Here is a 24,672-nt window from a genome sequence, read left to right on the forward strand (position 1 = left end):
TCCTTTTCCTGGATCAGTAATAGAGCGTGGCAGTGGCGAACAGGCCCTTGGCCCGCTGCGTATCGCCGCCGCCGATGGCGAAGCGGTACTGCACCGCCACGTCGAGATACGAGCGTGCGGCGTTGTAATGGTCTTCGCGGAACCAGTAACGCACGCCAACGCCGGGACCGGCCCCCAGCGACCAGCTGCTGGCGGTGTCGGACAGGGTGAAGGACTGCGCGCCGATCAGCGGGTACTCGATGCCACGCACCTTCGAGGTCTGGTCGATCCAGTCCGCGCCGACGACCAGGTACGGGTTGACCACCCAGCGGGTCTGCGCGGCGCCGAAGCGGTAGCTGCGCCCGGCGCGGACTTCGGCCGCACCAAACCATTGCTGGCGGCGCAGGCGGCCATCGGACTGCAGGATGCGCTGCGACGGATCGCCATTGGCGTCCAGCGCATCGATGGTGAAGTGGGCGCGGTTGTCGTCCCAGCTCAGGCCGGCCTGCGCGTAACCGCTGAGCGTCCACCACTGGTTGACGTCGGTACGCACACCGGTGCCCTTGTAGAAGCCGTAGGTCAGGTAGGACATCCAACCGCCGGCGTTGCTGTCCAGGCGATACCGGGCCAGCGTGTTGATCTGCAGCGGACGATTGGAGTCGAGCTGGATGCGGCACTGGATCGCGGTGGAATCGGGATAGATGCCGCCGTTGCGGGTGGCGGTACCGGCGAACTGGCGGCGCTCGATGCCCGCGCTCAGACCGGTCTGGCCAAACGCATAGCGCACGCCGAAGGAGGCGATGGTGGACGGCCAGCCGGCGATCGAGCGCGAGCGGCTCAGGCGTTCGGCCCGGGCGCGGGCGTCCTCGGTGGCTTCACCGGTGCAGGGGTCCACGGCCAGGATCGACTCGAACGTGCCGCCCTCGTCGTACAGCGTGTTGGCGATGCGTGCGTAGGCTTCGAGCGTGCCGTGGCGGGTGTTCAACGCGGGCGGCCGCCAGAATGCTTCGAGCGTGCCGAACACCGAATCGCCCGGCGTGCTGATCGCCGCGCCGCCGAGGTTGGTGGCTGCCTGGCGCGCGCCGCGGTAGCCGGCCGAGGCGATCACGCCCCACTCGCGCGAGAGGTTGGCGATGGAACTGCGGGTGTTGTAACGCTGCGCCGTGTCCAGTTTCAGCGTGCCTGCGTCGGCACTGTCGATCGCGCCGCGCAGCAGGGTCACCGCGTCGCGGTTGGCGCCGCTGGCCGCGCTGGCATAGGCCTGGTCCAGGATCACGGTGGGCGGCGCCTTGCCGGTGGCCTGGGCCGCGCGGAAGTCGGCCAGCGCCTGCTCCGGCTCGCCGACGCGCTGGTGGAGGTAGCCGCGCTGCATGAGCAGGGCGGCGTCATCGGGCGTGGCCGCCAACGCGGTGTCCAGGCGCTGCCGCGCCTGCGCCGCCTGGGCACGGTCGCCGGCCGACAGGGTGGTGGTCAGCAGCGCCTGCAGGGTGCGGTTGTCGGGGTCATCGCTGACGGCCTGCTGGGCCTGGCGGATGGCTTCCTGGTAGTCCTGCCGGCCGAATGCCGCGTAGGCGCGCTGCGACGCCCCGCCCTCGCCCTGCAGGTCGGCCGGCATCACTTCGCACTGCGTGCCGTAAGGGGTATCGCGACACTGCTGGAACGGTGCCGGGTAGTCGGCCAGGGTGAGCGCCTGGCCGGGCCGGGCCCGTGCCAGCGCCTTGCTGCGTTCGGCCACCGCATCCTGCACGGCCTTGCGTGCGTCGGCGTCCAGGTCTGCATAGGTCTCCTGCTGCAGCGGCTGCAGCAGCTGGGCCGCGCGCGCGCGGTCGCCGGCGGCGATCGCCGCATCGGTGGCGAGCAGGCGCACGTTGCGCAATTGCTGGCCATCCAGCCAATCCTGCTTGAGCGCAGCGTCGAAGTCCGCGTTGGCTTGCGCGGTCTTCATCTGGCGCTGGCGCAGGTAGGCGCGCATCACCAGGGCGACGGTGTCGTCGCTGTCATTGGCCAGGGCCTGGTCGGCGGTGGTCTCGGCTGCCGGCAGTTGTTCATCGAGCATCTGCGCGGTCATCAGCAGCAGGCGGTGCGAGGCGACATCGGGCGCGTGCTCGACGGCCTGCTGCGCGGATCGGGTGGCCGCGCCGAAGTCCTGCGCGATCAGTGCCTGATAGCCTTCCTGCGCCGGCTTGACCGCCCGCTGCCGGCCCAGCGCGACCCGCTTGGCCTGCAGGTCGCCGACGTTGGGCGCGCCGAGCTGGATCGCCGTGGCCGCCGCGGCGTCAGCCTGTTCCAACTGCTGCTGGGCCTCCAGCGAGGCCACCCACAGGGTCGCCCACGCGCCCTGCTGCGGTTGCTGGCGGAACGCCTGCTCGGCCTTGCTGGCAGCCTCTGCCATGCGGTCGTTGTTGTAGGCCTCGTAGGCCTGGGTGGCCAGCGCGAACGCGCGCTGGTACGCCAGCTCGGCCGCCGTGGGTTTCGCGGCGGCGTCAGCCCGGGGGCCGGCGGCGGCATTGCCGCGTGCCGGGGCGGCCGCCAGCGCCGGCAACGCCGGATCGGTGATGCCCGCGGCGATGGCACGCTGTGCCAGGGCGCGCGCCTCGTCGTTGCGGCCCAGCTTCTGCGCCGCGTAGATCTGCAGCAGCCGCAGCCGCGCCACGTCCGGGCGCAACCGCACCGCCTCGCTGGCGCTGCGGTAGGCCTGGGGGAAATCGCCGCGCTCATAGGCGCCGAATGCCTGCTCGGCGATGCGGTAGGCGTTGCCCGAGAGCGGCAATGATTCCTGCGCGTGCGCACAGGCACTGCCCAGGCCGATCAGACTCAGCGCGATCACGCTGGAAAGCAGGGTGGTCCTCATGCCTTCAGCTCTCCGTCGGCGCTGTATTGGGGTTGCCCGGACCGGCGATGCTGCTCGCGCACCGCTTCGGCGATCGCCGCTTCGGTGGCCACGCCGTGCTTGACCAGGTAGTCGCCGATGCGCCCGTCGCGCTGCGGCTTGTATTCGTCCAGCACGCGCTCGAACTGGTCGCGGGCGATCAGGCGCATCTCCACCAGCAGGTCGCCGAGCAACGGCACCGCGTCGATGCGGTAGGTTTCACCGCTGATCAGACGCAGGCCGGCATTGATTTCGCTTTCGCGCGCGATCGACTGCTCCACGGCACTGGCGTGCACGTCGTGCAGCAGCTGGGCCTGCTCAGCCTCGCTGAGCGGGTTGGCCACCGCGACCGACAACGTATCGGCCGTGCTGCGCGGCAGGGGCAACAGGCGCCACTGCACGCACGCTTCCACCGACAGCGGGAACACCCCGGCCTGCAGGTAGTCCACGTCGATGACGGCACGCGCCAGGTCGCCCTGGAACGCGATGGCCTCGGCCAGGGTTTCATCATCCAGCCAGCCCTGCGAGACCAGGATCCGGCCCAGCGGCTGCTGGCGCCCGCCCTGCTGTTGCTGCAGCGCTTCTTCCAGGCGTTCGGGCTCGACCGCCTGCCAGGTGGTGAGCAGCTCGCCGAGGCGCTTGCGGGTCTGCACCAGCTGCGAGGCACTGGGGAAATCGTGCATGGTCTTGTCCCACACCATGCGCTTGCCGAACAGCAGGTACAGCAGGAACATGCGCCACGCGCGCGCGGTGGCCATGAAGTTGATCATGTTGCCGACCACCATGCGCGGGATCGACATCAACGCGTGTTCCCATCCGTACAGCTTGTTGACGAAGTAGAAGCGCTGCACCACGCGACTGGCCAGGGCAGCGGTGGTGATCAGGGCGATGTTCATCTGCCAGGTGCCGGCCTGGAAGATGGTCGGGAACTGGGTCTGCCACAGCCCGGTCATCTTCAAGACCCAGAACAGCAGCAGCTGCAGGAAGATGATGTAGGCGATGATGCTGACGAACGAGGTGACGATGCCCTTGCGGTCGCGCGCCAGCAGGTACTTGGTGGCCAGCGACCCGCGCCAGCCCAGCGTTTCCCAGCTCTGCAGGCCGATGCCGAGCACCCAGCGCGCCTTCTGCCGGTAGGAGGCGCGGAAGTTGTCGGGGAAATACTCGCGCACGCACAGCGCCATCGACTGGGTACTTTCGCGCACCGGTCCCCAGCCGAACCACGAGGGGCGGCGCACGCGGAACTGCACCGGGAACCGGGCGAAGATCGAATGCATGCCCATCGCCGCCAGGCGCGCGCCCACGTCGTAGTCCTCGGTGAGGCTGTCGGTGTTGAACGGCTGGTTGTTGGTGGCCGCGCTCAATGCCAGCAGCGCCTTGCGCGAGAAGCAGGTGCCGACGCCCGCCGAGGGCACCATGCCGGACACGCTTTCGCGCACCACCAGGTCCTTGGCGTGCCATTCGGCGAACTCGTCCATGTAGACGCCGGCGATCAACTCGTACCACTCGCGATCCAGCGAGGTCACCGGCAACTGGATCATGTCCTTGCGCGGCAGCAGGTAGTTGAAGAAGCGCAGCTCCATCGGGTGCAGCACGTCCTCGCTGTCGTGCAGGATCACCCCGGCAAACTCGATGTCGTGGCGCTTCTCGTAATCGAAGATCGACAGGATCAGCCAGTTCAGGCAGTCGGCCTTGCTGGTCGGGCCGGCATGCGGCACCTCCACGCGGCGCAGGCGCTTGTAGCGCCGGCGCATGCGCTCCACCTCGGCGATGGTCTCGGCATCGTTGGGATAGGTGCCGACGAAGACGATGTACTCGCGGTAGTCGAGTACATCGATCATGTTCTCCACCATCTGCGCGATCACGTCGTACTCGGCCCAGGCCGGCACCATGATCGCCAACGGTTGCTCCGGGCGCTGCAGCAGGTCCTGCTGGGTCAGCGGGCGATACTCGCGCCGCTTCTTGACGGTCAGCGTGCGCCAGCTTTCGCGGACCCAGTACCAGATGTCGATGAACAGGTCATCGAGGCTGGAAATCAGGATCAACACGGCCACCGCCGCCGCCACTGTTTCCAGGGCGGCGTAGTAGTTGGCCAGGTGGATATCCCAGGGGAGACCGTTCACGGGCGATCAGTGCCCGCTGCTGCCGGACGCGCGGCGACGACGGATCTGGGCGACGCGTGCGGCCAGCAGGGCAAACACCACCAGGCCGACCAGCACCAGCAGCCACACCATGTGCTGCTGCCACCACGGCTGCGGGTTGCCGACATCGGCCAGCCGTGCGCCATACGGATCCTGGCTGTTGAAATCAGTCACCACGCCACTGCCATCGAGCACGGCGAGGTCGCCGCGCCGCAGCCGGAACGGCTGCTCCAGCAGCGGGCCCTGCGCACCGAGGTCGGTGTAGAGCACGCCGGTGTGGCCACCGCCGTCCACCACCTGCACGGCGGCGGCACGGTCCAACCCGGTCACGTCGAGCAGCGGCTGGTTGCCGCCGTTGACCACCAGGTGACCGTCCTTGAGCCCGGCCGGGCTGATCCCGGACGGGGCCAGCGCGAAGGCCAGGTATGGATGGCCGGGGCTGATCGCGGTACCGGCGGCCACCACCTTCAGCTCGGCCGCCTGCGGCGACACGCCCACCGCACTGGCGATGGCGATCACCTTGGCCAGCGATGCCGGGGCATCCTGCAGCCAGGTGGTCGGGACGAACACTTCATTGGCGTGCGCCAGCTGGCTGGCCGCGCCGATGAAGTCGGCATCGAGGGTCCGCTTGGCCAGGGTCAGGTGGCTGCTGGGCAGCACCGACACCGGGAAGGCGGTGGCCGGGTCGTGGCAGTACGGGCGCGCCGGCTGGCGCAGGAAGCTGATGCGCACTTCGTTGCGTGCCGCCAGCGCATAGGCCGGCACCTTGGCGACCAGTCGCTGCGGCTTGCCGTCGCTGGCCAGCACCTTGGCGCCCAGCAGATAGTCGTTGAAGTAGATGCTGGCTACCGCGCCCTGCCCGGCCGCGTTGGGCGCGGCCGAGACATCGACCACCACCTGGTCGGGCAGACGGCCGTCGGCCGAGAGGGCGCCGAGCTCGAAGCTGGCGGTCCGGTCGCCGCGGGTGACGATGTCCAGGGTGCCGGCGATGTTGCCCAGGCGGCTGAGCAGCACGGCGTCTTCGCCGACCGGCGCTGCGCTGGCCTGCGCAACCTGCAGGGTGCGGCCCAGTGCATAGGCACGCCACTGCTCGCTGAGCAGCCCGGCCACCTTGGCCCCGGCGTCGGCGGCGACCACCAGCGTGGGACGCCCGGCGACCGCGGCCACGCTCACCGACGCGGTGCCGGTGCCCTTCTCCAATGCGGCCATGTCGCTGCCGCGCCACGCGGTGAATGCAGCCGCGGCGTCGCCACCGCTCGCACCGACTTCCGTTGCCAGGGCGTCCAGCGCAGCGCGCACGGCGGCGCGCAGCGGATCGGTACTGATCGCCACGTCCACCGCCAGCGGGCCGCTGTCGCGCAGTGACAGCAGCGCGCCCACCTCGGCCAGAGAGGCGATCCGGTGCTGGCTGCCGCCAGCGGCCAATGCCGCGTAGGCCGGCACGCCCTGCAGGCTGGCCGGAATGCTGATGCCGGTCAGGTCGACGGTACCGCCCACCACCGGCAGCGCCACCACGTCCACCTGCTTGCCACCGTTGCGCAGCGCCGCACCTACCCGCCACGCCGCGTCGTAGGCCGGTGCCTGCAGCGCCTTGCCATCCACCAGCAGGCGCACCCGCGCCGGCAGGGCGCCCCAGGCCTTGGCCACGGTGTTCACCGCGCGGCCGTCGAAGCGATAGCTGAAGCGCGAGTCCGGCGACAGCCGCAGCACGTTGGCCGGGGCGCTCTGGTCGGCGCAGCGATAGTCGGATACCACCGACCACCAGCCGACGTTGACCCGCACGAAGCCGTTGTCGCGCGGCAGCCCGTCGATGGCCAGCAACTGGCTGGCATCGCCCTGCGGATCGGTGATCGAGCGCGCGGCGACCGGGTCGCCGTCCACCGACCACAGGCCCGAGCTGCGCCCGGTATGGCCGCGCACGTAGCGGCCATCGAGCTGCAGCTGCGCATCGCGGGTGGGCACGCCCGCCGGGACCGGCAGGTAGATTTCGCGCTGGCTCTCCTGCCCGCTGAGGGTCAGCGCCTGGCGGAAGCCAAGCTCGCGCAGGGTCATGCTGCGGGTCACGGTGGCATCGGCGGCCCACTCGCTGAACTGCCCGGCCGCGGTGTCGGCGGCGTGGGCAGGACTGAGTGGGAGGGCCAGGACCAAGGCCAGCGGTACTACCTTGGGGAAATGAGCGGTAATCCGGTTGGTCTGGGTCATGGCGTCAGTTCGGAAAGGGAGGTATGGGACATCGGCGCCGGGTGGGCCGCCACGAACTCGTCGAACGGCTCGCCGCGCAGCGCGGCCACGATCCGTGCCGAGGCACGGCCATCGCCATAGGGGCTGGCGTCGGCGATGAAGTGCGCCGCCACCCGCGGCCCGTCGCAGGCGGCATGCACCGCGGCGACGATCCGTGCCGGATCGGTGCCGACCAGGCGTACCACGCCGGCCTGCACGGCCTCGGGGCGTTCGGTGACGTCGCGCATCACCAGCACCGGCCGGCCCAGCGCCGGCGCTTCTTCCTGCACGCCGCCGGAGTCGGTCAGCACCACGTGCGCACGCTGCATCAGGCGGACGAAGTTGAGGTAGTCCTGCGGCGCGATCAGGTGCACGTTGTCCAGCCCGCCCAGGTGCGCATGCACCGGGCCCTGCACGTTCGGGTTCAGATGCACCGGGTAGACGATCTGCAGGTCCTCGCGCTGGGCCAGCTCGGCCAGCGCGCGGCAGATGTTCTCGAAGCCGCCACCGAAGTTCTCGCGGCGGTGGCCGGTGACCAGCAGCAGCTTGCGTTCGGGCTCCAGGAACGGGAAGTGGGCATCGATCTCCGCGCGCAGATGCGCGTCGCGGTCGATGCGCTCGACGGTCTGCTTGAGCGCGTCGATGACGGTGTTGCCGGTGACGCTGATGCGCCCGGCCAGGTTTTCCTGTTCCAGGTTGTAGCGCGAGCTGTCGGTGGGCGCGAACAGATGGTCGGCGACCACGTCGATGACGCGTCGGTTCATTTCTTCCGGCCAGGGCTGCTGCAGGTCACCGGTACGCAGCCCGGCTTCCACGTGCGCCACCGGAATGCGGCGGTGGAAGGCGGCCAGTGCGGCGGTCATCGCCGTGCTGGTATCGCCGTGCACCAGCACGCGATCGGGCTGCACCTGCTCGTAGAGCGCATCGAGCTTGGCGAACAGGCGCGAACACAGCCCGTTGAGGGTCTGGTTGGCCACCATCACGTCAAGGTCGTGGTCGGGGTGGATGTCGAACAGCGACATCACCTGGTCGAGCATCGCCCGGTGTTGCCCGGTGATGCAGACGATGGAGTCGATATCGGGCGCCGCGTGCAGCGCGCGGACCAGTGGTCCCATCTTGATGGCTTCAGGACGGGTACCAAAAACAGATAGAACCTTCACCGGACAGCTCCCTGTGACGACCAACGAGTGTGACTTCCATCACGCAAATCGTAGGCCAAGTGGCGAGAGCTAGCCAGTGCAACGTGATGTGGATCACATTTCCCCGTATAAGTGACGCTCAGCGTCACTTAATGCCCCGGGTTACACCCCATTGTGGCGTTTATGCGCGTGTCACCCGGGTGAAAGTTCGAATACCTGCCGCAGGTAGGCCAGGTAACCGGGGTCGTCGCACATGCTCTTGCCGGGCGAATCGCTCAGCTTGGCCACGGGCTGGCCGTTGCAGCGGACCATCTTGATGACGATGTTGAGCGGCGTGGGGCCAAGGTCGTTGGTGAGGTGCGTGCCCACCCCGAACGCGACCTGGCAGCGCCCGCGGAAGTAGTCGAACAGCTGCATCACCTTCTCAATGTTCAAGCCATCGCTGAACACCAGCACCTTGCTGCGCGGATCGACGCGGCGGTCCTTGAAGTGCGCCAGCATGCGGTCGCCCCAGGCGAACGGATCACCGGAGTCATGCCGCACGCCGTCGAACAGCTTGCAGAAATACATGTCGAAATCGCGCAGGAACGCATCCAGCCCGACCACGTCCGACAGCGCGATGCCCAGGTCGCCACGGTATTCGCGCGCCCACGATTCCAGCGCGGCAACCTGCGAATCGCGCAGGCGCGGGCCCAGCGCCTGGAACGCCTGCAGGTACTCATGGGCCATGGTGCCGTGCGGGGTCATGCCGTACAGCCGGGCAAAGTGCACGTTGCTGGTGCCGACGAACTGCGCGCCGAGCGCATCGCGCATCATCGGCAGCATGCGGGCGTGCCACTCCCGCGAGTAGCGGCGGCGGCTGCCGTAGTCGGCGATGCGGCACAGCTCGAAACCGGGGGTATCGCGCAGCAGCGCGGTCTTGGCCTGGAGGCGGCGCTCGCCCTCGGTGAAGTCCGGCGTGGTGGTGTTGCGGAACCAGACCTCGTTGATGATCGCCAGCAGCGGCACTTCGAACAGGATCGTGTGCAGCCAGGGGCCGGTGATGTCCAGGTCGATCTCGCCGGGCACGGTGGCCGACGGGCGCAGGTCGATGTACTTGCGGTCCAGGTGGAACAACCCGAGGAAATCGGCGAAGTCCGGTTTGACGAAGCGCAGGCCGCGCATGTACTCGAGCTCGTCGGCGCTGAAGCGCAGCCGGCACAGGTGGTCGATCTCGTCGTTGATCTGATCGATGTAGCTGGCCAGGTCGATGCCGGGGGTGCGGCACTTGAACCGGTACTGGACCTGGGCGCCGGGGTGCTGGTGCAGCACCGCCTGCATCATGGTGAATTTATACAGGTCGGTGTCGAGCAGGGACTGGATGATCATGGCCGCGATTATGCGCCTGCCCGGATGTACCGACCAACGCCCGGTGCTCAGCGCCGGCGGAGCAGGCGCGGGACCTGCATGAGGGCGTGCGCCCAGATCGCGGCGAACACCGCGCCCTGCACCGGCAGGCTGCGCTGGCGCGCCTCGAACTTGCGGAAGTAGCGCCACAGCCCGCGGTGCTTGTGCCATTCGACGAAGAACGGCCGCGAGCGGCTGGATACGCCGCGCACATGCACCACCTGCAGATCGTTGGCGATGGCCACCAGCGCGCCGGCCTGGCGCACCCGGCGGCACAGGTCCAGGTCTTCGGCGTGCAGGCGGTAGCCGGCATCCCAGCCGCCGATCCGCTCGAACAGCGCCCGCGGCATCAGCAGCAGCGCGCCGGACAGGGCCGGCACCGGCTGCAGCGCCTGCGCGGGGTCGGGCGGGATGGCCAGCTTCGCGCCCTGCCCCGGCGAGCGCAGCATGGCGCCGAAATCCGGGTCGCGCCGGCGCACCGCCGCGTCGGGCTGGCCGTGTTCGTCCACCTGTTCGACCCCCAGCAGGCAGTCGCCGATGCCGATCGCGCGCTCGCAGAGCAGCGCCAGGGTCTCGGTATCGACCATCAGGTCGGGGTTGATGAAGGCCAGCCACGGCGCCTGGCTGTCGGCTGCGCCCTGGTTGTTGGCGGCGGCGAAGCCGGGGTTGTCCGGGTTGGCGATGAAGCGCACGCGCGGATCGGCGCTGGCGTGGCGCTGCATGATCTCCAGCGTGCCGTCGCTGGAGCCGTTGTCGACCACCCGGATCTCGACCACGCCACGGGCGGCGCGCAGCCGGGCCAGGCAGCCATCCAGGGTGCTGGCACTCTGGTAGCTGACGATGATCGCGGCGATGGCAAGGCTCAAACAGGTGACTCCGGTGGGGCGGCGGGCGCGGCGAAGAGATCGCCCTGGGACCGCGGCATTATCGCCTGCCGATGCAGTTGCTGCAGCGCCTGGCGCGTGCCGAGCAGCGGGTCGCCCATCAGGAACGCCGCCAGCCGCGGCTGCCAGCCCGGCCAGCGCGTGCCCAGTGCGTCCATGTCGCCGTCGAACGCCTGCGCTTCGCTGGCACGGGCGACGAAGGCGGTTTCGCACAATGCGTTGCGCCAGCCCAGCCCGGCCATGCGCAGGCTCAGGTCGATCAGCGCGGCATTCCACGAACCGTAGCTGTGCATGTCCAGGCCGCCGGCCTTGCGCCGCGCGTTGGCGCGCAGCAGTACCGCGTGGGTCACCGCCGAGGGCAGTTCCGGATGCATCGGCGGCAGCGCCGCGCAGGCCTGCGCCATCGCCGGCAGATCGGCCGGCACCGGATCGATCTCGCCCAGCCGCGGCCACGCGGCGGTTTCGCCGGCGTTGCACCATGGGGTAGCCGACCCGATCGAAGGATCGCGCGCGAAGCACGCATCCATCTGCTGCAACCAGCCCGGCGCGGGGATGGCGTCGGGCGCCAGCACCACCACGTCGGCGCCGGCGCAGGCACGCAGCATTTCATCCAGGTGGGCCACCTCGCCGATGCTGCTGGCACGCCGGGTGTACTCGGCCTGCAACGGGGTGTGCAGCAACCAGTGCGCGATCACCGCCTGTGCGCGGGGGCCGGCCTGGCCATCATCGGCCAGCCACGCGGCGGTGCCGGTCGGGGTGCCGGCGTCCAGCGCCGCCAGGCAACGGTCGAGGGCGGTGTCATCGACCCCGATCGGCAGCAACACGATCGTCCCCATCGATCCTCCTGTGCGCGGCGTGCGGGAAGCGGCCGGTCAGGATGACCGCCTGGCCGCAGCGTAGCAGGCGCGCTGGCCGCGGTGACACCGTCGCCGGGACTCAATCCTTCTTCGGGTGGTTCGGGAACGGCTCCATCGCGCGGAAGCGGCTGCTGTATTCGTCGGTCAGGTTGCGCGATTCCTGGGCGTTGCGCACGATGGTCGGAGTGAGCAGCACGATGACTTCGGTGCGGCCACTCTTCTGGGTCTTGCGCCCGAACAGCGCACCGAGCACCGGGATCCTGCCCAAGCCTGGAACACCGTTGGAACCATCTTCGTCGGAGTCGGTGATCAGACCGGCCAGCATGATGGTGTCGCCGCTCTGCACTGCCGCCTCGGTGGAGATCTTGCGGGTGTTGATCGGCGGATTGCAGGTGGTCTTGGTCGGATCGCAGCCGGTCGGCGTGGCACCGGCGGAGCTGACTTCCTGCACGATATCCATGAACACCACGCCATCGCGGGTGATGCGCGGACGTACTTTCAGGATCACACCGGTGTCCAGGTACTGCACCTGACTGTAGGTGTTGTCACCGACGCCGGTGTTGACCGACACCGAGTTGATCGGGATCTTGGTGCCGACGTTCAGGGTGGCCTCGGCGTTGTTGCGCACGAACAGCGACGGGGTCTGCAGCAGGCGCAGGTTGGTGACCTTGTCCAGTGCGCTGATCACCGCCGCCGCGTTCTTGCCGAGGAACGTCCAGCCCAGGCCGGTGCTGCCGACCACGCCGGAGGTGCTGCCCCAGATCGAGCGACCCAGCGCGCTGGGCAGATTTGCCCCGCCGCTCTCTGCCGGGGCGTTGACCGCCTGCTCGAAGAACCAGTTGACGCCATAACTAAGGTCGCCCGTCAGCGCCACCTCGGCCACCTGCGCCTCGATATGCACCTGCATCGGCATCACGTCGAGCTTTTCGATCACCTCGCGGATCGAGCGCCATGCCTGCGGCGTGGAACGCACCAGCAGGGTGTTGGTCTCTTCCACCGCCGACACGCCCACGGTGTCGCCCTTCACTTCCAGGCTGAAACTGGCGTTGCCGGACTGGCGCTGCGGCAGGTTCATCGTGCCATCGCCGAGGCCGCCGCCAGTGCTGGAGCCGGTATTGCCCACGCTGCTGTTGTTGAGGGTGTTGTCGCGGTTGCTGCCCAGCTCCATCTGGGTCGCACCCGGGGCCAGCGAACTGCTGCTGCCCCGTCCGCCGCGACCGTTCTCGTTGGCGAAGGCCTCGGCCAGGCGCTCGGCGAGGTCCTTGGCCTTGACGTAGCGCAGCTCATAGGAGAACAGGCGCGCACTGCCGCCGGCGCTGTCGATGCGCTCCAGCCACTGCTGGATCTGGTCCAGGTAACGCGCCTGGGGGGTGATCACCAGCACCGCGTTGGCGTTCTCCAACGGCAGGAAGCGGAACATGCCCGCGCTCGGCGTCTTGCTCTGCTCGCCGAAGACTTTTTCCAGGTCGGCCGAAACCTGCTCGGCCTTGCCGGTCTGGATGGGGAACACGCCCACCGACATGCCCGACAGCCAGTCGACGTCGAAGATCTCCACGGTGCGCAGATAGTTTTCCAGCTCGCTGCGCGTGCCACCCAGGGTGATCACGTTGCGGCCACTGTCGACGTTGACGATCGCATTGGGCCGCGCGTACGGCTCGAGCACCTTCTTCATCTCGGTGGCCGAGATGTACTGCAGCGGCACTACCCGCACTTCGAAACCCCGCGCGCTGGATGCCGGCGCGGTGCTCGGGGCGACGGTGCCGGCCAGGGCCTGGTCGGCGGCGACGATGTTGTAGCGGCCACCGCTGTAGACCATGCGCGCGTTGTTCCAGCCCAGCACCATCTCCAGCAGGTTCAGGGCCTGCGCCGAGGAGACCGGCTTGGGGGTGGCCAAGGTTACCGTGCCCTGCACGCCCGGGGCGATGACGTAGTTCTGGCCCAGCATGTCGCCGAGGATCGCCTTGACCACCGCGTGCACCGATTCGCCTTCGAAATTGAAGGTGGCGGTGCCGTTGCCGGCCTGGGACAGCGCAGGTGCGGCGGCGGCCGCGGCGCTGCGGTTGATCATGGTGCCGGTACCGCGACGGATGACCGCCTGCGGCGCGCCGGCGGTGTCCAGCGGCTGGGCGTCGATGCCGTCGCGCGAGCCGTCGCCGGCCACGACCTGGTGGCTGCCGTCGAGCACGGCGTTGCGACGGACGTCCGGTGCGGGCACCGAGGCACACCCGGCGAGCAGGACCAGGGCGAGAGACAGGCAGAAATGACGCGGGGAGAAAAGACGCAGTGTCATGCTTTGCACTCTAGTTGTTCTGGCCGGAGCCGCCCGTGGGCGGCCGCTGCGACTGTTGTTGTTGTTGCTGCAGCTGCTGGCGGCGCGCCTGGATACGCGCACGGATGGCTTGCATCTGCGCATCGCTGGGGCCTTGTGCCGACGGCGTCTGCGTCTGCGTGGCCGGTGGAGTGGCCGGCGCAGGCGCCGGCACCGAGGGATTGGCGGCCTGGACCGGGCGCGCAGGGGGTGCCATGGGCGGTGGCGCCGTGACCCCGGCGCCGGCCGGCGGCACCGCACCATTGACCGGATTGCCGAGCACCGTCGGGGGCTCCCCGCCCTGACCGTTGAACACGCTCAGTTCCAGCGTCTGGGTCCCGCCGGGGCCACTGACCGTGGCGCTGCGTGGCTCCAGTGCGAGCAACTGCCAGCCGTTGACCGGCTCGCCATTGAGGCGCAGGCGCAGCGACTGCTTCTGGTCGGTGGTGAGGATGGCCATGCTGAACTCGCTGGTGAGCAGCACGCCGGTCAGGCTGACCGCGCTGGAGGCGCCCGGTTCGCTGCCACCGAGCAGATAGGGGCGCGGCTTGCGGTCTTCGGCGAACAGCGGGCGCGCGCCGATCTGCGCGTAAGCCTCGGCCGAGGCAAGGCGCTCGGGTGCGGCCGCCGGCAGGACCGGCAGCGGCGACGCCGTGCGATCGCCCTCGGCGGCGGCGGGGATGCGGCCGCCCAGGCCAAACAGGCCGGCCACCCAGATCGCCGCGGCCCACAGCAGTGCCGTGGCCAGCCACCAGCTGCGCAGGGAGGCCAGCTCAATCTTCATGGGCGTCCTCCTCCGGGCCGTCGGATGCGCGGTCGGTGGCGTCGGCAGCGGCTGCGGCCGCCGCGTCGGCCCCGTCCGAAGGCACGTCGGCAGCGGCCTGCGGGCCGGTCGGCACCGCCATCGCCGGCGCGGGACTCAACCCGGCACCGCCGGACAGGCCCACGGGCGGCGGGGCGAGCGGCGCGCCGGCGGCTGACGCGCCTGCTGGCGCGTCGGCCAACGCATCGGGTTTGAGGTAGCCCACCAGCTCGAAGGACACATCCAGCCCGGTCCCGGTTTCATTGGGCGACTGCTGGAAGCGCTGCGCGAGCAGGTTGAGGTTGTTGATGAACAAGCGCGGGCTGCCGGTCTCCAGCGTGTGCAGCACCGCGGCCATCTCCGGAATCCCACAACGCAGGCGCACCTGCAGGGCGATCCTGGGGAAGGCGTTGTCGCCGCCGCCGGTGTCCTGCAACGGCGAGCGGTTGCTGATCGTGCAGCTGCGGTTGCCGGGGCTGGCCGAGGCGACCGCATCCTGCAGGCGCGACGACAACGCGGCGGCGGCCGACTCGGCCGTGGCCTCGCGCAGGAAGCCCGGGCGCCCGGCCAGGGCGGCCTGGGCCTGCTGCAGGCCGCGTGCCACCGGCACCCGCTGCTGCAACTGCGCCTGCACGCGCTGGCCGCGCTCCTGCAGTTCGCTGATCTCGGCATTGATCGCCAGCAGCGGACGGGTGAACCACGGGTGCACCAGCAGCAGGTACGCCAGCGCGATCACCGCCACCAGCAGTGCCAGCGCCAGCCAGCGGTCACGGCGTGTCGTTGGCATGGCCATCGGCACCCTCCGCAGTGGTGGTGGCGGCAGGCGCGCTGGCGGCAACCGCGCCCGGCAAGGGCTGCAGTTCGGCGGTGAGAGTGAAGCGATCGCGCCCGGCGGCGCCGCCATCGGCCTGCAGTACGCCGGTCAGGTTGACCTTGCGCCACAGCGGCGAATCCTGCAGCAGCGGCACCAGTTGCGAGGCTTCGCGGCTGAGCCCGATCAGCTGCAGCGAGTCCCCCTCCACCGACAACTTCTCCAGGTAGGTGCCATCGGGCAGCAGCCGGGTCAGTTCATTCCACAGTTCCACGGTGCTGGCATGCGCCGTGCGCTTCTGTTCCAGGAATGCCGCGCCTTCGACCAGGGTCTGCAACTGCTGGCGTTCGGCCGCGACCTGGCGCGCATCGCGCGCGGCCGCATTGACCTGCTCGCGCAGCACATCGGCCGCGGCCTGGCGGTTGTCGAGGATCTGCTGCCCGGCCAGCGCCAGCACCACCAGGGTGGCTGCGGCCATGAGCAGGTTCCAGCGCCGCATCGGATCGCGCAGGGTCTGGCGCTGCTCGAGCGGCAGCAGGTTCACGCCCAGCGGCTGGCCCTCCGCATCGGCGACGTCGATCCCGGCCAGTGCCTGCGCCCACGGCCCCACCTGCCCGGCCCACTGCTCCAGCGCCAGGCGCGGGATGACCACCAGCTCGACCTGCAGCTGGCCATCATCGCGTGTGCCGAGCTCACGCACATCGAAACTCACCTGCGCCGGTTCGAACGGGGTCTGTCGATCGATCTCGAAGCCGACCACGTCGCGCAGGCGCGCGGCGGCGGCGGCAGGCAGGCGCATCGGCCGGCGCAACGCCGCGGTGGCCGGCAACAGCCAATGCCGCGGCAGCGTGCGCAGGCGGGCGTCCAGGCGTTGTTCCAGCGTGGCCGGCGTCTGCGGCCAGGGCAGTTCCAGCAGGGTGTCGCGGTGCAGCCCGATATCGCGCTGCACGACCAACTGCTCGCCCTGCCGGTGCAGCAGCAACCGCGCGCGCGACCAGCCCAGCGCCCATTGCCAGCGCTCGGGCAGCCACGCCAGCAGCGAACGCCGCCACCAGCGCAGGCCTTTGCCCACGCCCGGCGCCACCTGCCCCTGCGCCCGCACCAGACTGTCCCGCCATGCCGTCATCGTGCTGCCATTCCCTGTTCCCAACGAAGTACTGTGTAAGTCGTTCCCGGCGTGCCCGACGCCCCCATGCGCACCACGCCCTGCAGGACCGACACCCGGCCGCGGTCATCCATTGCGCGGCTCTCGATACTATAGGTGCCGCTGCCACTGGCAAGCGTCGCACCGCCCACTTTCTGCTCTTCGTCGCCTTGGGACTGCTCACGCTGGGCCAGCAGCTGGTTCGCATCCAGGCCCAGCGCGGTGAGCACCGGGCCGGCGGCGAAGCGCGGATCCGGACGCGACTGCCGACTGTACAGGGTCAGCATCGGCGCGAGTTGTTCATACAACGCTGCATCCATGCCCAGCACGCGCTGCAGCTCGCCCAGGGTCTCGAAACGGTTGTTGCGGGGCCCGTAGGGCAGGCCGGCCGCGACATACTGCGGCAATTCCGCGCCCCCGACCGGCTGCTTGAGGCTGTCGGCGTCGCGCCAGTCCACGATCGCACCGGCCAGTTGCCGCGCACGCCCGGTTTCCACGCCCATCGCCCGCAGGAAGGCCTCCAGCAGGGCGGCATCGGCCAGGTTGAGGTTGATCTTGCCGTTCTCGTCGACGATGCGCAGGTCGATCCGGCGCTGGTCGAACTGCCAGCGATAGCGGCGCCCGTCGGCCACCCACGCCGGCCGGGTGGCGGTGGGCTGCAGGCGGTAGAGCGCGTACTCCAACCCGGCGCGCGCATGCTCCTGGCCGATCGCATCGTCGCCGACCACCCGTTCCTGCAGGTGCTCCACGCGCGCACTGAGCGCGAACGCGCCCACCACGGCGGTCAGCAGCGCGATCAGCCACAGCACCAGCACCAGCGCCGCACCACGGGCCCGGGTCATGGGCGCGCCCCGCGTTGTTGCGGCAACGCGGCCACCATTGGCGGCCATGCCTGCCCCTGCTGCGGGGTGACGGTGATCGAGACCAGGCTGGGCAGGCGACGGGTGTCCTCCCAGGTGTCCTGCCAATCGCCAAGTTCGCCGTTGCGTGGGTCGATACCGCGATAGCGGAAGCGGACCTCGCGCAGTCCATCGGCCAGCACTTCCGGCGGACGCACCGGGTTTTCCTCGATGCGTTCGCCGTTCTGTACCAGGGTCAATGCCAGCTCCAGGCGCTGCGCCCCGTCGCTGCCGCGCACCTGCAGGTCGTGCACGTACGGGCCGCCACGGCCCAGATAACCGGGCAGGTCGGACACGAACAGCATGCTCTGCGCCTGCCCCTGGAAGTACACCGGCTCACGGGTGGGATCGGGCGGTGTGGTGGCGGTGAGCATGGCCATCGACAGGCGCCGGCGCAGGAAGCCTTCGACCGCGCGCATGCGCTCGTTCTGCGCCACCATGCGTTCGCCGCGCTGGCTGATCGCCATCGCCGAGCGCACCGTGGCGAACGCCAGGGCCAGGCCGCCAACCAGCAACGCGGTGGCCAGCAGCACCTCGATCAGGGTGAAACCACGCGCGCCGCGCAGGCCGATGCGAGTCATCGCGGGGCCCCGGGTGTGGCCGGCAGCAGGCGCAGGCTGCGCCACTGCAGCTGTTCACCCGCGCCGTCGCCCCAACGCACGTCCAGGCTGAGCTGCGCCAGCACCGGGCCGGAGACCGGCTCGGCGGCGTTCAACGCGCCGCCGCGCGGATCCACGTAGGGCGCCACCTGCAGGTGCCAGCGGTAGCGGCCCGCGTCCCATTGCCCGCTGCGCTCGCCGGTCTGCAGCGGCGCCTCGACACCGGTCACGGCCAGCAACGACTGTGCGTGCAGCACCGCGCGGCTGCGCAGGTCGGCTTGCCTGACCTGCCGCGAGGCACCGGACAGACTGCCCAGCAGCAGGGTCAGCGCCAGCGCCAGCAGCGCGAAGGCAACGATCACCTCCAGCAGCGAGTAACCGCGTTGACGCTTCATCGGCGCTCCCGTGGCTGGCCCGAGCGCACTTCACCGGTGATCCAGCCCACGTCGATCCGCCACACCGCCTCGCGCACCTGCAACTCGATGCTGCCGCCACTGGAGGCCCCATCGGGATAGAACGCGATGGCGCCCTGGCCGGCGGCGGCAGCCACTTCACGCGCACCGCGGAAGCGCACCTCCAGCGACTCGGGCAGCGTGCCGTGGCGACCGCTGGCCCCCTGCCAGGTGCGCGCCTGCGGATCGATCACGAAGCGCTGCCGTTCGCCGCTGGCGATGGCCTGGGTGCGCGTGTAACGCAACTGCGTGGCCAGCTCCTTGCCCGCGTTGCGCAGGCGCATGCCGTCGATGCCGCCGTTCATCGCCGTGGCGGTGACCACCCCGACGATGGCGATCAGCGCCACCACCAGCAGCATCTCCAGCAACGACAGCCCGGCTGCGCCACGCGCGGGGCGCGGCAGGCAACGGGGCAACGCGCAGCGATGCAGGGCGGCGACCGGCAAGCAGGCTTACTCGTAACGGATGTCGGCGTCGTAGCTGCTGCCACCCACCTTGCCATCCTTGCCCAGGCTGATCAGGTCGAACGGCTGGCCTTCGCCGGGCGCGCGGTATTCCAGCGGGTGGCCCCACGGATCGTTGAGGTCGGCCGGCTTGGCGTACGGCCCCAGCCAGCCAGTGCTGCCCCCGGGCTGGGTGACCAGGTCGTCCAGCTTGGTGGGCAGCTTGCCGGTATCCAGCTGGAAGTTTTCGACCTTGCCGGCCACGGTCTGCACCTGGGCCTTGGCGATGTTGGCCTTGCCGCGATCGGCACCACCGAGCACGCGGCTGCCGACCAGGGTGAGCACCGCACCGATCAGCACGATGACGATGATGATTTCCAGCAGGCTCATACCCGACTGGTGGCGAGGCGAGGAAAAACGGGTCAGGCGGCGTTGCATGCGGCAGGCTCCTTGCGGGATGTCAGGGGCAGCGCCATCGTCAGCCGATGGCGTTGGTGAGGTCGTACAGCGGCACCAGCACGGCCACGATCACCAGGCCGACCACCGAGGCCAGCACCAGGGTGATCACCGGCACCATCGCCGACAGCAGCCGGTCGATCGCGCGTGCGCTTTCCTGTTCAAACGTGTCGGCGGTCTTGAGCAGCATCGTATCCAGCGCGCCGGATTCCTCGCCGACCTGGATCATCTGCAGCGCCAGCCGCGGGAAGCGCTTGCCGCGGGCCAGCGCCAGCGACAGGCCACTGCCGTTCTTGACCTCGTCGCTGGCGGCGTCCACGTCGTCGGCCAGCGCGCGGTTGCCCAGCACGTTGCGCGCGATGCCCAGCCCGGCCAGCAGCGGCACGCCATTGCGCAGCAACGTGCCCAGCGTGCGCGCCAGGCGCGCGGTTTCCAGCTTGGCCAGCAGCGGGCCGATGCCCTTGCGCTGCAGCAGCCAGCCATCCATCGCCAGCCGGAACGCGGGTTGCCGCAGCTTGCGCTCGATCACCAGCAGCGCCAGCGCGGGCACCACGATCATCGCCAGCCAGCCTTCGCGCACCACCAGGCCGGCCGCCAGCACCCATTGGGTGAACCACGGCAGCGCCACGTCCAGGCTTTCGTACATCAGCGCGAACTGCGGCACCACGTAGCCCAGCAGGAACAACAGCGCCCCGCCGACCACCGCCAGCAGGATCGCCGGATAGATCAGCGCATTGATCACCCGGCCCTTCAGTTCGGCGCTGCGTTCCAGGTAATCAGACAGGCGCTGCAGCGTGTCGTGCAGGCTGCCACCGGCTTCACCGGCACGCACCATGTTGATGTACAGCCGCGAGAATAGGCCATGCTGGCGTTCCAGCGCGGTCGACAGCGACGCGCCACCCCGCACCACGTCGCGGATCTCGGTGATCACCCGGCGGCTGCGCTCGTCTTCCGGCAGTTCCAGCAGGATGGTCAGCGCGCGGTCCAGCGGCTGCCCGGCACCGAGCAGGGTCGCCAGCTGCTGGGTGAACTGGACCAGCGCGGCGCCGTCGAACGGCTTGCGCCGCAGCAGCGAAGCCCAGGAGGTGGTGGTGGCCACGCCCTCGCTGGCCAGTCGCGCTTCCATCGGCAGGTGGCCCTGGTCCTGCAGGCGCGCGGCCACCTCGGCTTCGCTGGCGGCCTCCATCTGGCCGTCGAACAGCTCGCCATGGGCATTGAGCGCCTTGTAGCGGTACTGCGCCATGCTCAGTGGCCTGCCGGCCGGCGGACGCGTGCGTGCATCAGGATTCCTCCGTCACGCGCAGCACTTCCTCGATGGTGGTGTGGCCAAGCAACGCCTTGGACAGGCCGTCCTCGTACATGGTGCGCATGCCGGCCTCGCGCGCGATCCGCTCGATCTCGCCCATCCCGGCGCGGCGCATCACCGCCCCGCGCAGCGCGTCGTTCATCACCAGGAATTCCATGATGGTGGTGCGGCCCAGGTAGCCGGTGGGCGCGATCGCCGAGGGCTGTGCGCGATACAGGAAGATATCGCCCTCCGGCTGCAGCCGGCGCAGGTCGAACTTCTCGATCTGCTCGGGCGAGGCGGCGTAGCGCTGCGCGTGCTGCGGCTCCAGCCGGCGCACCAGGCGCTGGGCGAGGATGCCGTTGATGGTGGAGGTAAGCAGGTAGTCCTCCACGCCCATGTCGAGCAGGCGGGTGATGCCGCCGGCCGCGTTGTTGGTATGCAGCGTGGACAGCACCAGATGGCCGGTGAGCGCGGACTGGATCGCGATGCGCGCGGTTTCCAGGTCACGCATTTCGCCGATCATGATGATGTCCGGGTCCTGGCGCACGATGCTGCGCAACGCATGCGCGAAGTCCAGCCCGATCTGCGGCTTGGCCTGGATCTGGTTGATGCCCTCGATCTGGTACTCGATGGGGTCCTCGACGGTGATGATCTTCACGTCGGCGGTGTTGAGCTGGCTCAGCGCGGTATACAGCGTGGTGGTCTTGCCCGACCCGGTGGGTCCGGTCACCAGCAGGATCCCGTGCGGCTGTTCCAACACCTTGCGGAACTGCGGCAGGAACGCATCGGTGAACCCGAGCCGATGGAAATCGAACACCACCGTGTCGCGATCGAGCAGGCGCATCACCACGCTCTCACCGTGCGCGGTCGGCACCGTGCTCACGCGCAGGTCCAGCTCCTTGCCCTGCACGCGCAGCATGATGCGCCCGTCCTGCGGCAGGCGACGCTCGGCGATGTTGAGCCGGGCCATGATCTTGATGCGGCTGATCACCGCGGCGGTCAGGTTGGCCGGCGGGCTCTCGCCTTCGATCAACACGCCGTCCACCCGATAGCGCACCTTCAGGCGATTCTCGAAGGGCTCGATATGGATATCCGATGCCCGCAGTTCGAAGGCGCGCTGGATGACCAGATTGACCAGCCGGATCACCGGTGCTTCGGACGCCAGGTCGCGCAGGTGCTCGATATCATCGACCACCGCGCCCTCGCCATCGGCGGTCTCCACGATCGCGCCCATCGCGCTGCGGCCCTGCCCGTACCAACGCTCGATGAGGTCATCGATCTCCGAGCGCAGGCCCACCTGCAGCCGCACCGGCACGCCCATCGCCAACTGCACTGCATCGGCCGCATAGGGATCCTGCGGATCGCTCAACCACAGTTCCATGACGCCATCGCGCAAGGCCAGCGGGCAGACATGGAACTGCTTGAGGAAGCGCAGCGACAGCGGCAGCGCGTCGAGCAGCGACTCCGGCGCCACCTCGGGCACCGCACGCGCCTCCAGCAAGGGCAGCCCCAGCACGTCGGCACTGGTCTGCGCGTGGTCACGCTCGGACACCAGCCCCAACCGCACCAGCAACTGCAACAGGCTGCCACCGGCTTCGCGGTGCAGCGGCCGCGCCCGCGCGAGGTCGCCGTCCTTCAGGCGCCCGCTGCGCAGCAACGCCTCGACGATGCGGCTTTCCGCGCTGGAATCTGCAATGGGATCGTGGGCAACCGCGTTCACAGAAGCTCTCCTGGCGACCCCGCGACTTTAGCAGTTCATCGCCGCCCTGCACCGCTTTGGAGGCGCATCGATGAAAAGGATGGAATGCTCACCTGGCGACAACGATTGATCCCGTATGCGGGGACAAGGAGCAATCAACGGCCGCGAATATTCGACCTGCCACGGGCGTGGGCGGCTACACCGCGACCCACAGCAGGCGCAGCCCTTTGCCTGGCCGCTGCACGTCGTGTTCGACGCGCGGGCGCCGGATGGGCAACGCCGGCATCCGGGATGCAGCGCCGGGGTCAGGTCAGCGGGCCTCGCTCAAACGAAACCCCCAAACAAAAAGCGGGCGCCCGTCACAAAGACGGACGCCCGCAAACCACACACGCTGTTACTGGTTCGCGATCAGGCTCACACCGCTGAATGCGGACTCGCCGACCAGCTTGATGTAGTACGTGCCCGCCACCGGCGCGGTGAAGCGCACGGTTTCACTGTTGCCCGGACGGGCCGACTTGGCGTCGAACACCGTCGCCGTCGGTTCCTTGCCCTGGCTCACGTACACCGACACATTGCCGCTGCCGCCGTAGGTCAGCAGGCTCAGCACCTTGCCCGCCTGCGCCTCGAAGCTGTACAGCACTTCGCTGCCGCCGGCCCCGCTCAGCCCGCCCACCGCCACCTTGTTGGTCAGCGGAATCGCGGTCGGGCCGCAGTTCTCGGTGCATTCTTCTTCCAGCGCCTTGGCCAGCGCGGCCTTGGCGTCGACGATACCGGTCCCGATCGGCGTCGCCGCCGGGATGGTCACCGGGAACTTGCGTGCCGTCGACTTCAACAGCGCTTCCAGCTCGGCCGGCGTGAACGCGTCGCGGTTGTTGGCGATGCGGGCGCTCTGCACCAGCGCGGCCACCGCGGCCACGTGCGGGGACGACATCGACGTACCGCCCTTGCCGCCGTAATCGGAGGTGCCCAGCTCGGGCGAGGTGGTGCTGCTGGAGATCGCCTGCCAGATGTAGCCACCCGGATTGCCATCGACGCTGCCACCGCCACCCGGGGCCGACAGATCCACCGCCGCGCCGTAGTTGGAGTAGTACGTGATCCCGCCGGTGATGCGCGTCGCGCCCACCGCCACCACGTTGTTGCAGTTGGCCGGACGCGCGTTGGAGACATTGCCACCGGCGTTGCCCGCAGCCACCACCACCAGCGTGCCGCGCGACACCGCACCGTTGATCGCGGCCTGGTAGACCGGATCGCAGGCGCCGCTACCGCCCAGGCTCATGTTGATGATCTCGGCCGGATTGGCGTTGGCCGGAATCCCCGCCACCGTGCCACCCGAGGCCCAGGTAATCGCGTCGGCGATATCGGCCAGGCTGCCGCCGCACTTGCCCAGCACGCGCACCGGCAGCACCTTGGCCTTGTACGCCACGCCGGCCATGCCGACGCCGTTGTTGGTCGCCTCGGCTACCGTACCGGCCACGTGCGTGCCGTGCCAGGAGCTGTCTTCGGCCAGCGAGCCGGTGTAGCACTCGTTGTCATTTTCCACCCAGTCGCCGTAGTCCAGCGCACCCGGCACGCGGGCGTCGGTCGGACGCCGCGAGGTCTCCGCATCGCTGATGAAATCGTAGCCCTGCAGCAGGTTGCCGCTGAAGTCCTCATGGTCGGGCAGGATGCCGGTATCGATCACCGCCACCACCACGCCCTCGCCCTGCGAGACATCCCACGCCGACGGCGCGTTGATGCCGCCGGTGGCGCCGCTGAAGTGCCACTGGTACTGCGCGTAGTACGGATCGTTGGGAACCAGCTGCTTGGTCTCGGTCGGCTTGGCGCGCAGGTCGGCGCGCTGCATGCGCGCATTGACCACCGCGTATTCCACGGCCGGATCGGCCTTCAGCTCGGCCAGCACCTTCTGCAGTTCCGCATCGCCCAGGCGGCTCTGCAGGCGGATCAGGTCCGCGCCGATACCGAGCTTGCGCACCACCTGCGGGCTGAGCGCACCGGCGCGCGCGGTGCCACCGTTGAGGCTGGCGCGCGACAGGGCCGAATTGACCACCGCCAGCTTCGCCGAACGGTCCGACGCGGCGGCGGTGCCGGTACGGTACTTGACGATGATGCCGTTGCTGGTCTGCTGCGCGGCGGTTGCCGGACGCTGCGGTTCCTCGGTACGCGGGCTGGCGGCGAACGCCGAACCGGCGGAGATCGACAGCATCGCGGCTGCCAGCACGTTGATGTGAAGGTTCTGCTTACTGGTCACGTTGAAATCCTCTTCAAGGTCATGGATCAAACGACTGTTCAGGCCAAC

The 24,672-nt window shown here is 69.4% G+C and carries 19 protein-coding genes; all 19 read right to left on the reverse strand.

Features of this window, described 5'->3' with window-relative positions; all coding sequences use genetic code 11:
* Positions 1 to 13: 13 nt before the first annotated feature.
* Positions 14 to 2,830, reverse strand: a complete 2,817-nt coding sequence (locus M2421_RS12155) for a hypothetical protein (RefSeq protein ID WP_259206979.1) — start codon at positions 2,828 to 2,830, stop codon at positions 14 to 16.
* On the reverse strand, positions 2,827 to 4,971 hold the full coding sequence (locus M2421_RS12160; RefSeq protein WP_259206982.1) for a glycosyl transferase family protein: 2,145 nt from the start codon (positions 4,969 to 4,971) through the stop codon (positions 2,827 to 2,829). Before M2421_RS12160 ends, M2421_RS12155 begins: the two co-directional genes overlap by 4 nt.
* Positions 4,972 to 4,977: 6 nt before the next feature.
* Entirely contained in the window at positions 4,978 to 7,191 is a 2,214-nt protein-coding gene (locus M2421_RS12165) for a cellulose biosynthesis cyclic di-GMP-binding regulatory protein BcsB (RefSeq protein ID WP_259206987.1), read from the reverse strand.
* The gene (wecB, locus tag M2421_RS12170) at positions 7,188 to 8,369 is read right to left on the reverse strand and encodes a UDP-N-acetylglucosamine 2-epimerase (non-hydrolyzing) (protein ID WP_259206989.1); all 1,182 of its coding nucleotides are present in this window, start codon (positions 8,367 to 8,369) and stop codon (positions 7,188 to 7,190) included. Before wecB ends, M2421_RS12165 begins: the two co-directional genes overlap by 4 nt.
* Before the next feature lie 171 nt (positions 8,370 to 8,540).
* Complete coding sequence (gene pncB / locus M2421_RS12175) at positions 8,541 to 9,716, reverse strand: nicotinate phosphoribosyltransferase (protein WP_259206991.1); 1,176 nt, start codon at positions 9,714 to 9,716, stop codon at positions 8,541 to 8,543.
* A gap of 47 nt (positions 9,717 to 9,763) precedes the next feature.
* Entirely contained in the window at positions 9,764 to 10,600 is an 837-nt protein-coding gene (locus M2421_RS12180) for a glycosyltransferase (RefSeq protein WP_259206993.1), read from the reverse strand.
* A complete protein-coding gene (locus tag M2421_RS12185) occupies positions 10,597 to 11,454 on the reverse strand; it encodes a glycosyltransferase (RefSeq protein ID WP_259206995.1) in 858 nt (285 codons plus the stop codon). Before M2421_RS12185 ends, M2421_RS12180 begins: the two co-directional genes overlap by 4 nt.
* 100 nt (positions 11,455 to 11,554) lie before the next feature.
* Positions 11,555 to 13,765: a type II secretion system secretin GspD gene (gene gspD, locus M2421_RS12190; RefSeq protein WP_259206998.1), complete on the reverse strand. Its 2,211-nt coding sequence runs from the start codon at positions 13,763 to 13,765 to the stop codon at positions 11,555 to 11,557.
* A 10-nt stretch (positions 13,766 to 13,775) separates the two neighbouring features.
* On the reverse strand, positions 13,776 to 14,567 hold the full coding sequence (locus M2421_RS12195) for a general secretion pathway protein GspN (protein WP_259207000.1): 792 nt from the start codon (positions 14,565 to 14,567) through the stop codon (positions 13,776 to 13,778).
* Positions 14,557 to 15,378 carry a type II secretion system protein GspM gene (gene gspM, locus M2421_RS12200; protein ID WP_259207003.1) on the reverse strand — a complete coding sequence of 274 codons (822 nt, stop codon included), beginning with the start codon at positions 15,376 to 15,378 and terminating at the stop codon, positions 14,557 to 14,559. Before gspM ends, M2421_RS12195 begins: the two co-directional genes overlap by 11 nt.
* Positions 15,353 to 16,522, reverse strand: coding sequence for a PilN domain-containing protein (locus tag M2421_RS12205; protein ID WP_259207004.1), 1,170 nt, complete (start codon positions 16,520 to 16,522; stop codon positions 15,353 to 15,355). Before M2421_RS12205 ends, gspM begins: the two co-directional genes overlap by 26 nt.
* Positions 16,519 to 17,382, reverse strand: coding sequence for a general secretion pathway protein GspK (locus M2421_RS12210; protein WP_259207006.1), 864 nt, complete (start codon positions 17,380 to 17,382; stop codon positions 16,519 to 16,521). The genes M2421_RS12205 and M2421_RS12210 overlap by 4 nt, the downstream gene beginning before the upstream one ends.
* A complete protein-coding gene (locus M2421_RS12215; RefSeq protein ID WP_259207008.1) occupies positions 17,379 to 18,020 on the reverse strand; it encodes a prepilin-type N-terminal cleavage/methylation domain-containing protein in 642 nt (213 codons plus the stop codon). The genes M2421_RS12210 and M2421_RS12215 overlap by 4 nt, the downstream gene beginning before the upstream one ends.
* Positions 18,017 to 18,433, reverse strand: a complete 417-nt coding sequence (locus M2421_RS12220) for a prepilin-type N-terminal cleavage/methylation domain-containing protein (protein WP_259207010.1) — start codon at positions 18,431 to 18,433, stop codon at positions 18,017 to 18,019. The genes M2421_RS12215 and M2421_RS12220 overlap by 4 nt, the downstream gene beginning before the upstream one ends.
* Complete coding sequence (locus M2421_RS12225) at positions 18,430 to 18,849, reverse strand: GspH/FimT family pseudopilin (RefSeq protein ID WP_259207411.1); 420 nt, start codon at positions 18,847 to 18,849, stop codon at positions 18,430 to 18,432. The genes M2421_RS12220 and M2421_RS12225 overlap by 4 nt, the downstream gene beginning before the upstream one ends.
* 93 nt (positions 18,850 to 18,942) lie before the next feature.
* Positions 18,943 to 19,371 carry a type II secretion system major pseudopilin GspG gene (gene gspG / locus M2421_RS12230; protein ID WP_259207012.1) on the reverse strand — a complete coding sequence of 143 codons (429 nt, stop codon included), beginning with the start codon at positions 19,369 to 19,371 and terminating at the stop codon, positions 18,943 to 18,945.
* A gap of 40 nt (positions 19,372 to 19,411) precedes the next feature.
* Entirely contained in the window at positions 19,412 to 20,632 is a 1,221-nt protein-coding gene (locus tag M2421_RS12235; RefSeq protein ID WP_259207014.1) for a type II secretion system F family protein, read from the reverse strand.
* Between the two features lie 37 nt (positions 20,633 to 20,669).
* Positions 20,670 to 22,397 (reverse strand): type II secretion system ATPase GspE, encoded by a 1,728-nt coding sequence (gene gspE / locus M2421_RS12240; protein WP_259207015.1) that lies wholly within the window; start codon positions 22,395 to 22,397, stop codon positions 20,670 to 20,672.
* Between the two features lie 373 nt (positions 22,398 to 22,770).
* Positions 22,771 to 24,624: a S8 family peptidase gene (locus M2421_RS12245; RefSeq protein WP_259207018.1), complete on the reverse strand. Its 1,854-nt coding sequence runs from the start codon at positions 24,622 to 24,624 to the stop codon at positions 22,771 to 22,773.
* Positions 24,625 to 24,672: the final 48 nt, after the last annotated feature.

The organism is Stenotrophomonas sp. BIGb0135 (genome assembly GCF_024810105.1).
GTDB lineage: Bacteria > Pseudomonadota > Gammaproteobacteria > Xanthomonadales > Xanthomonadaceae > Stenotrophomonas > Stenotrophomonas maltophilia_AB.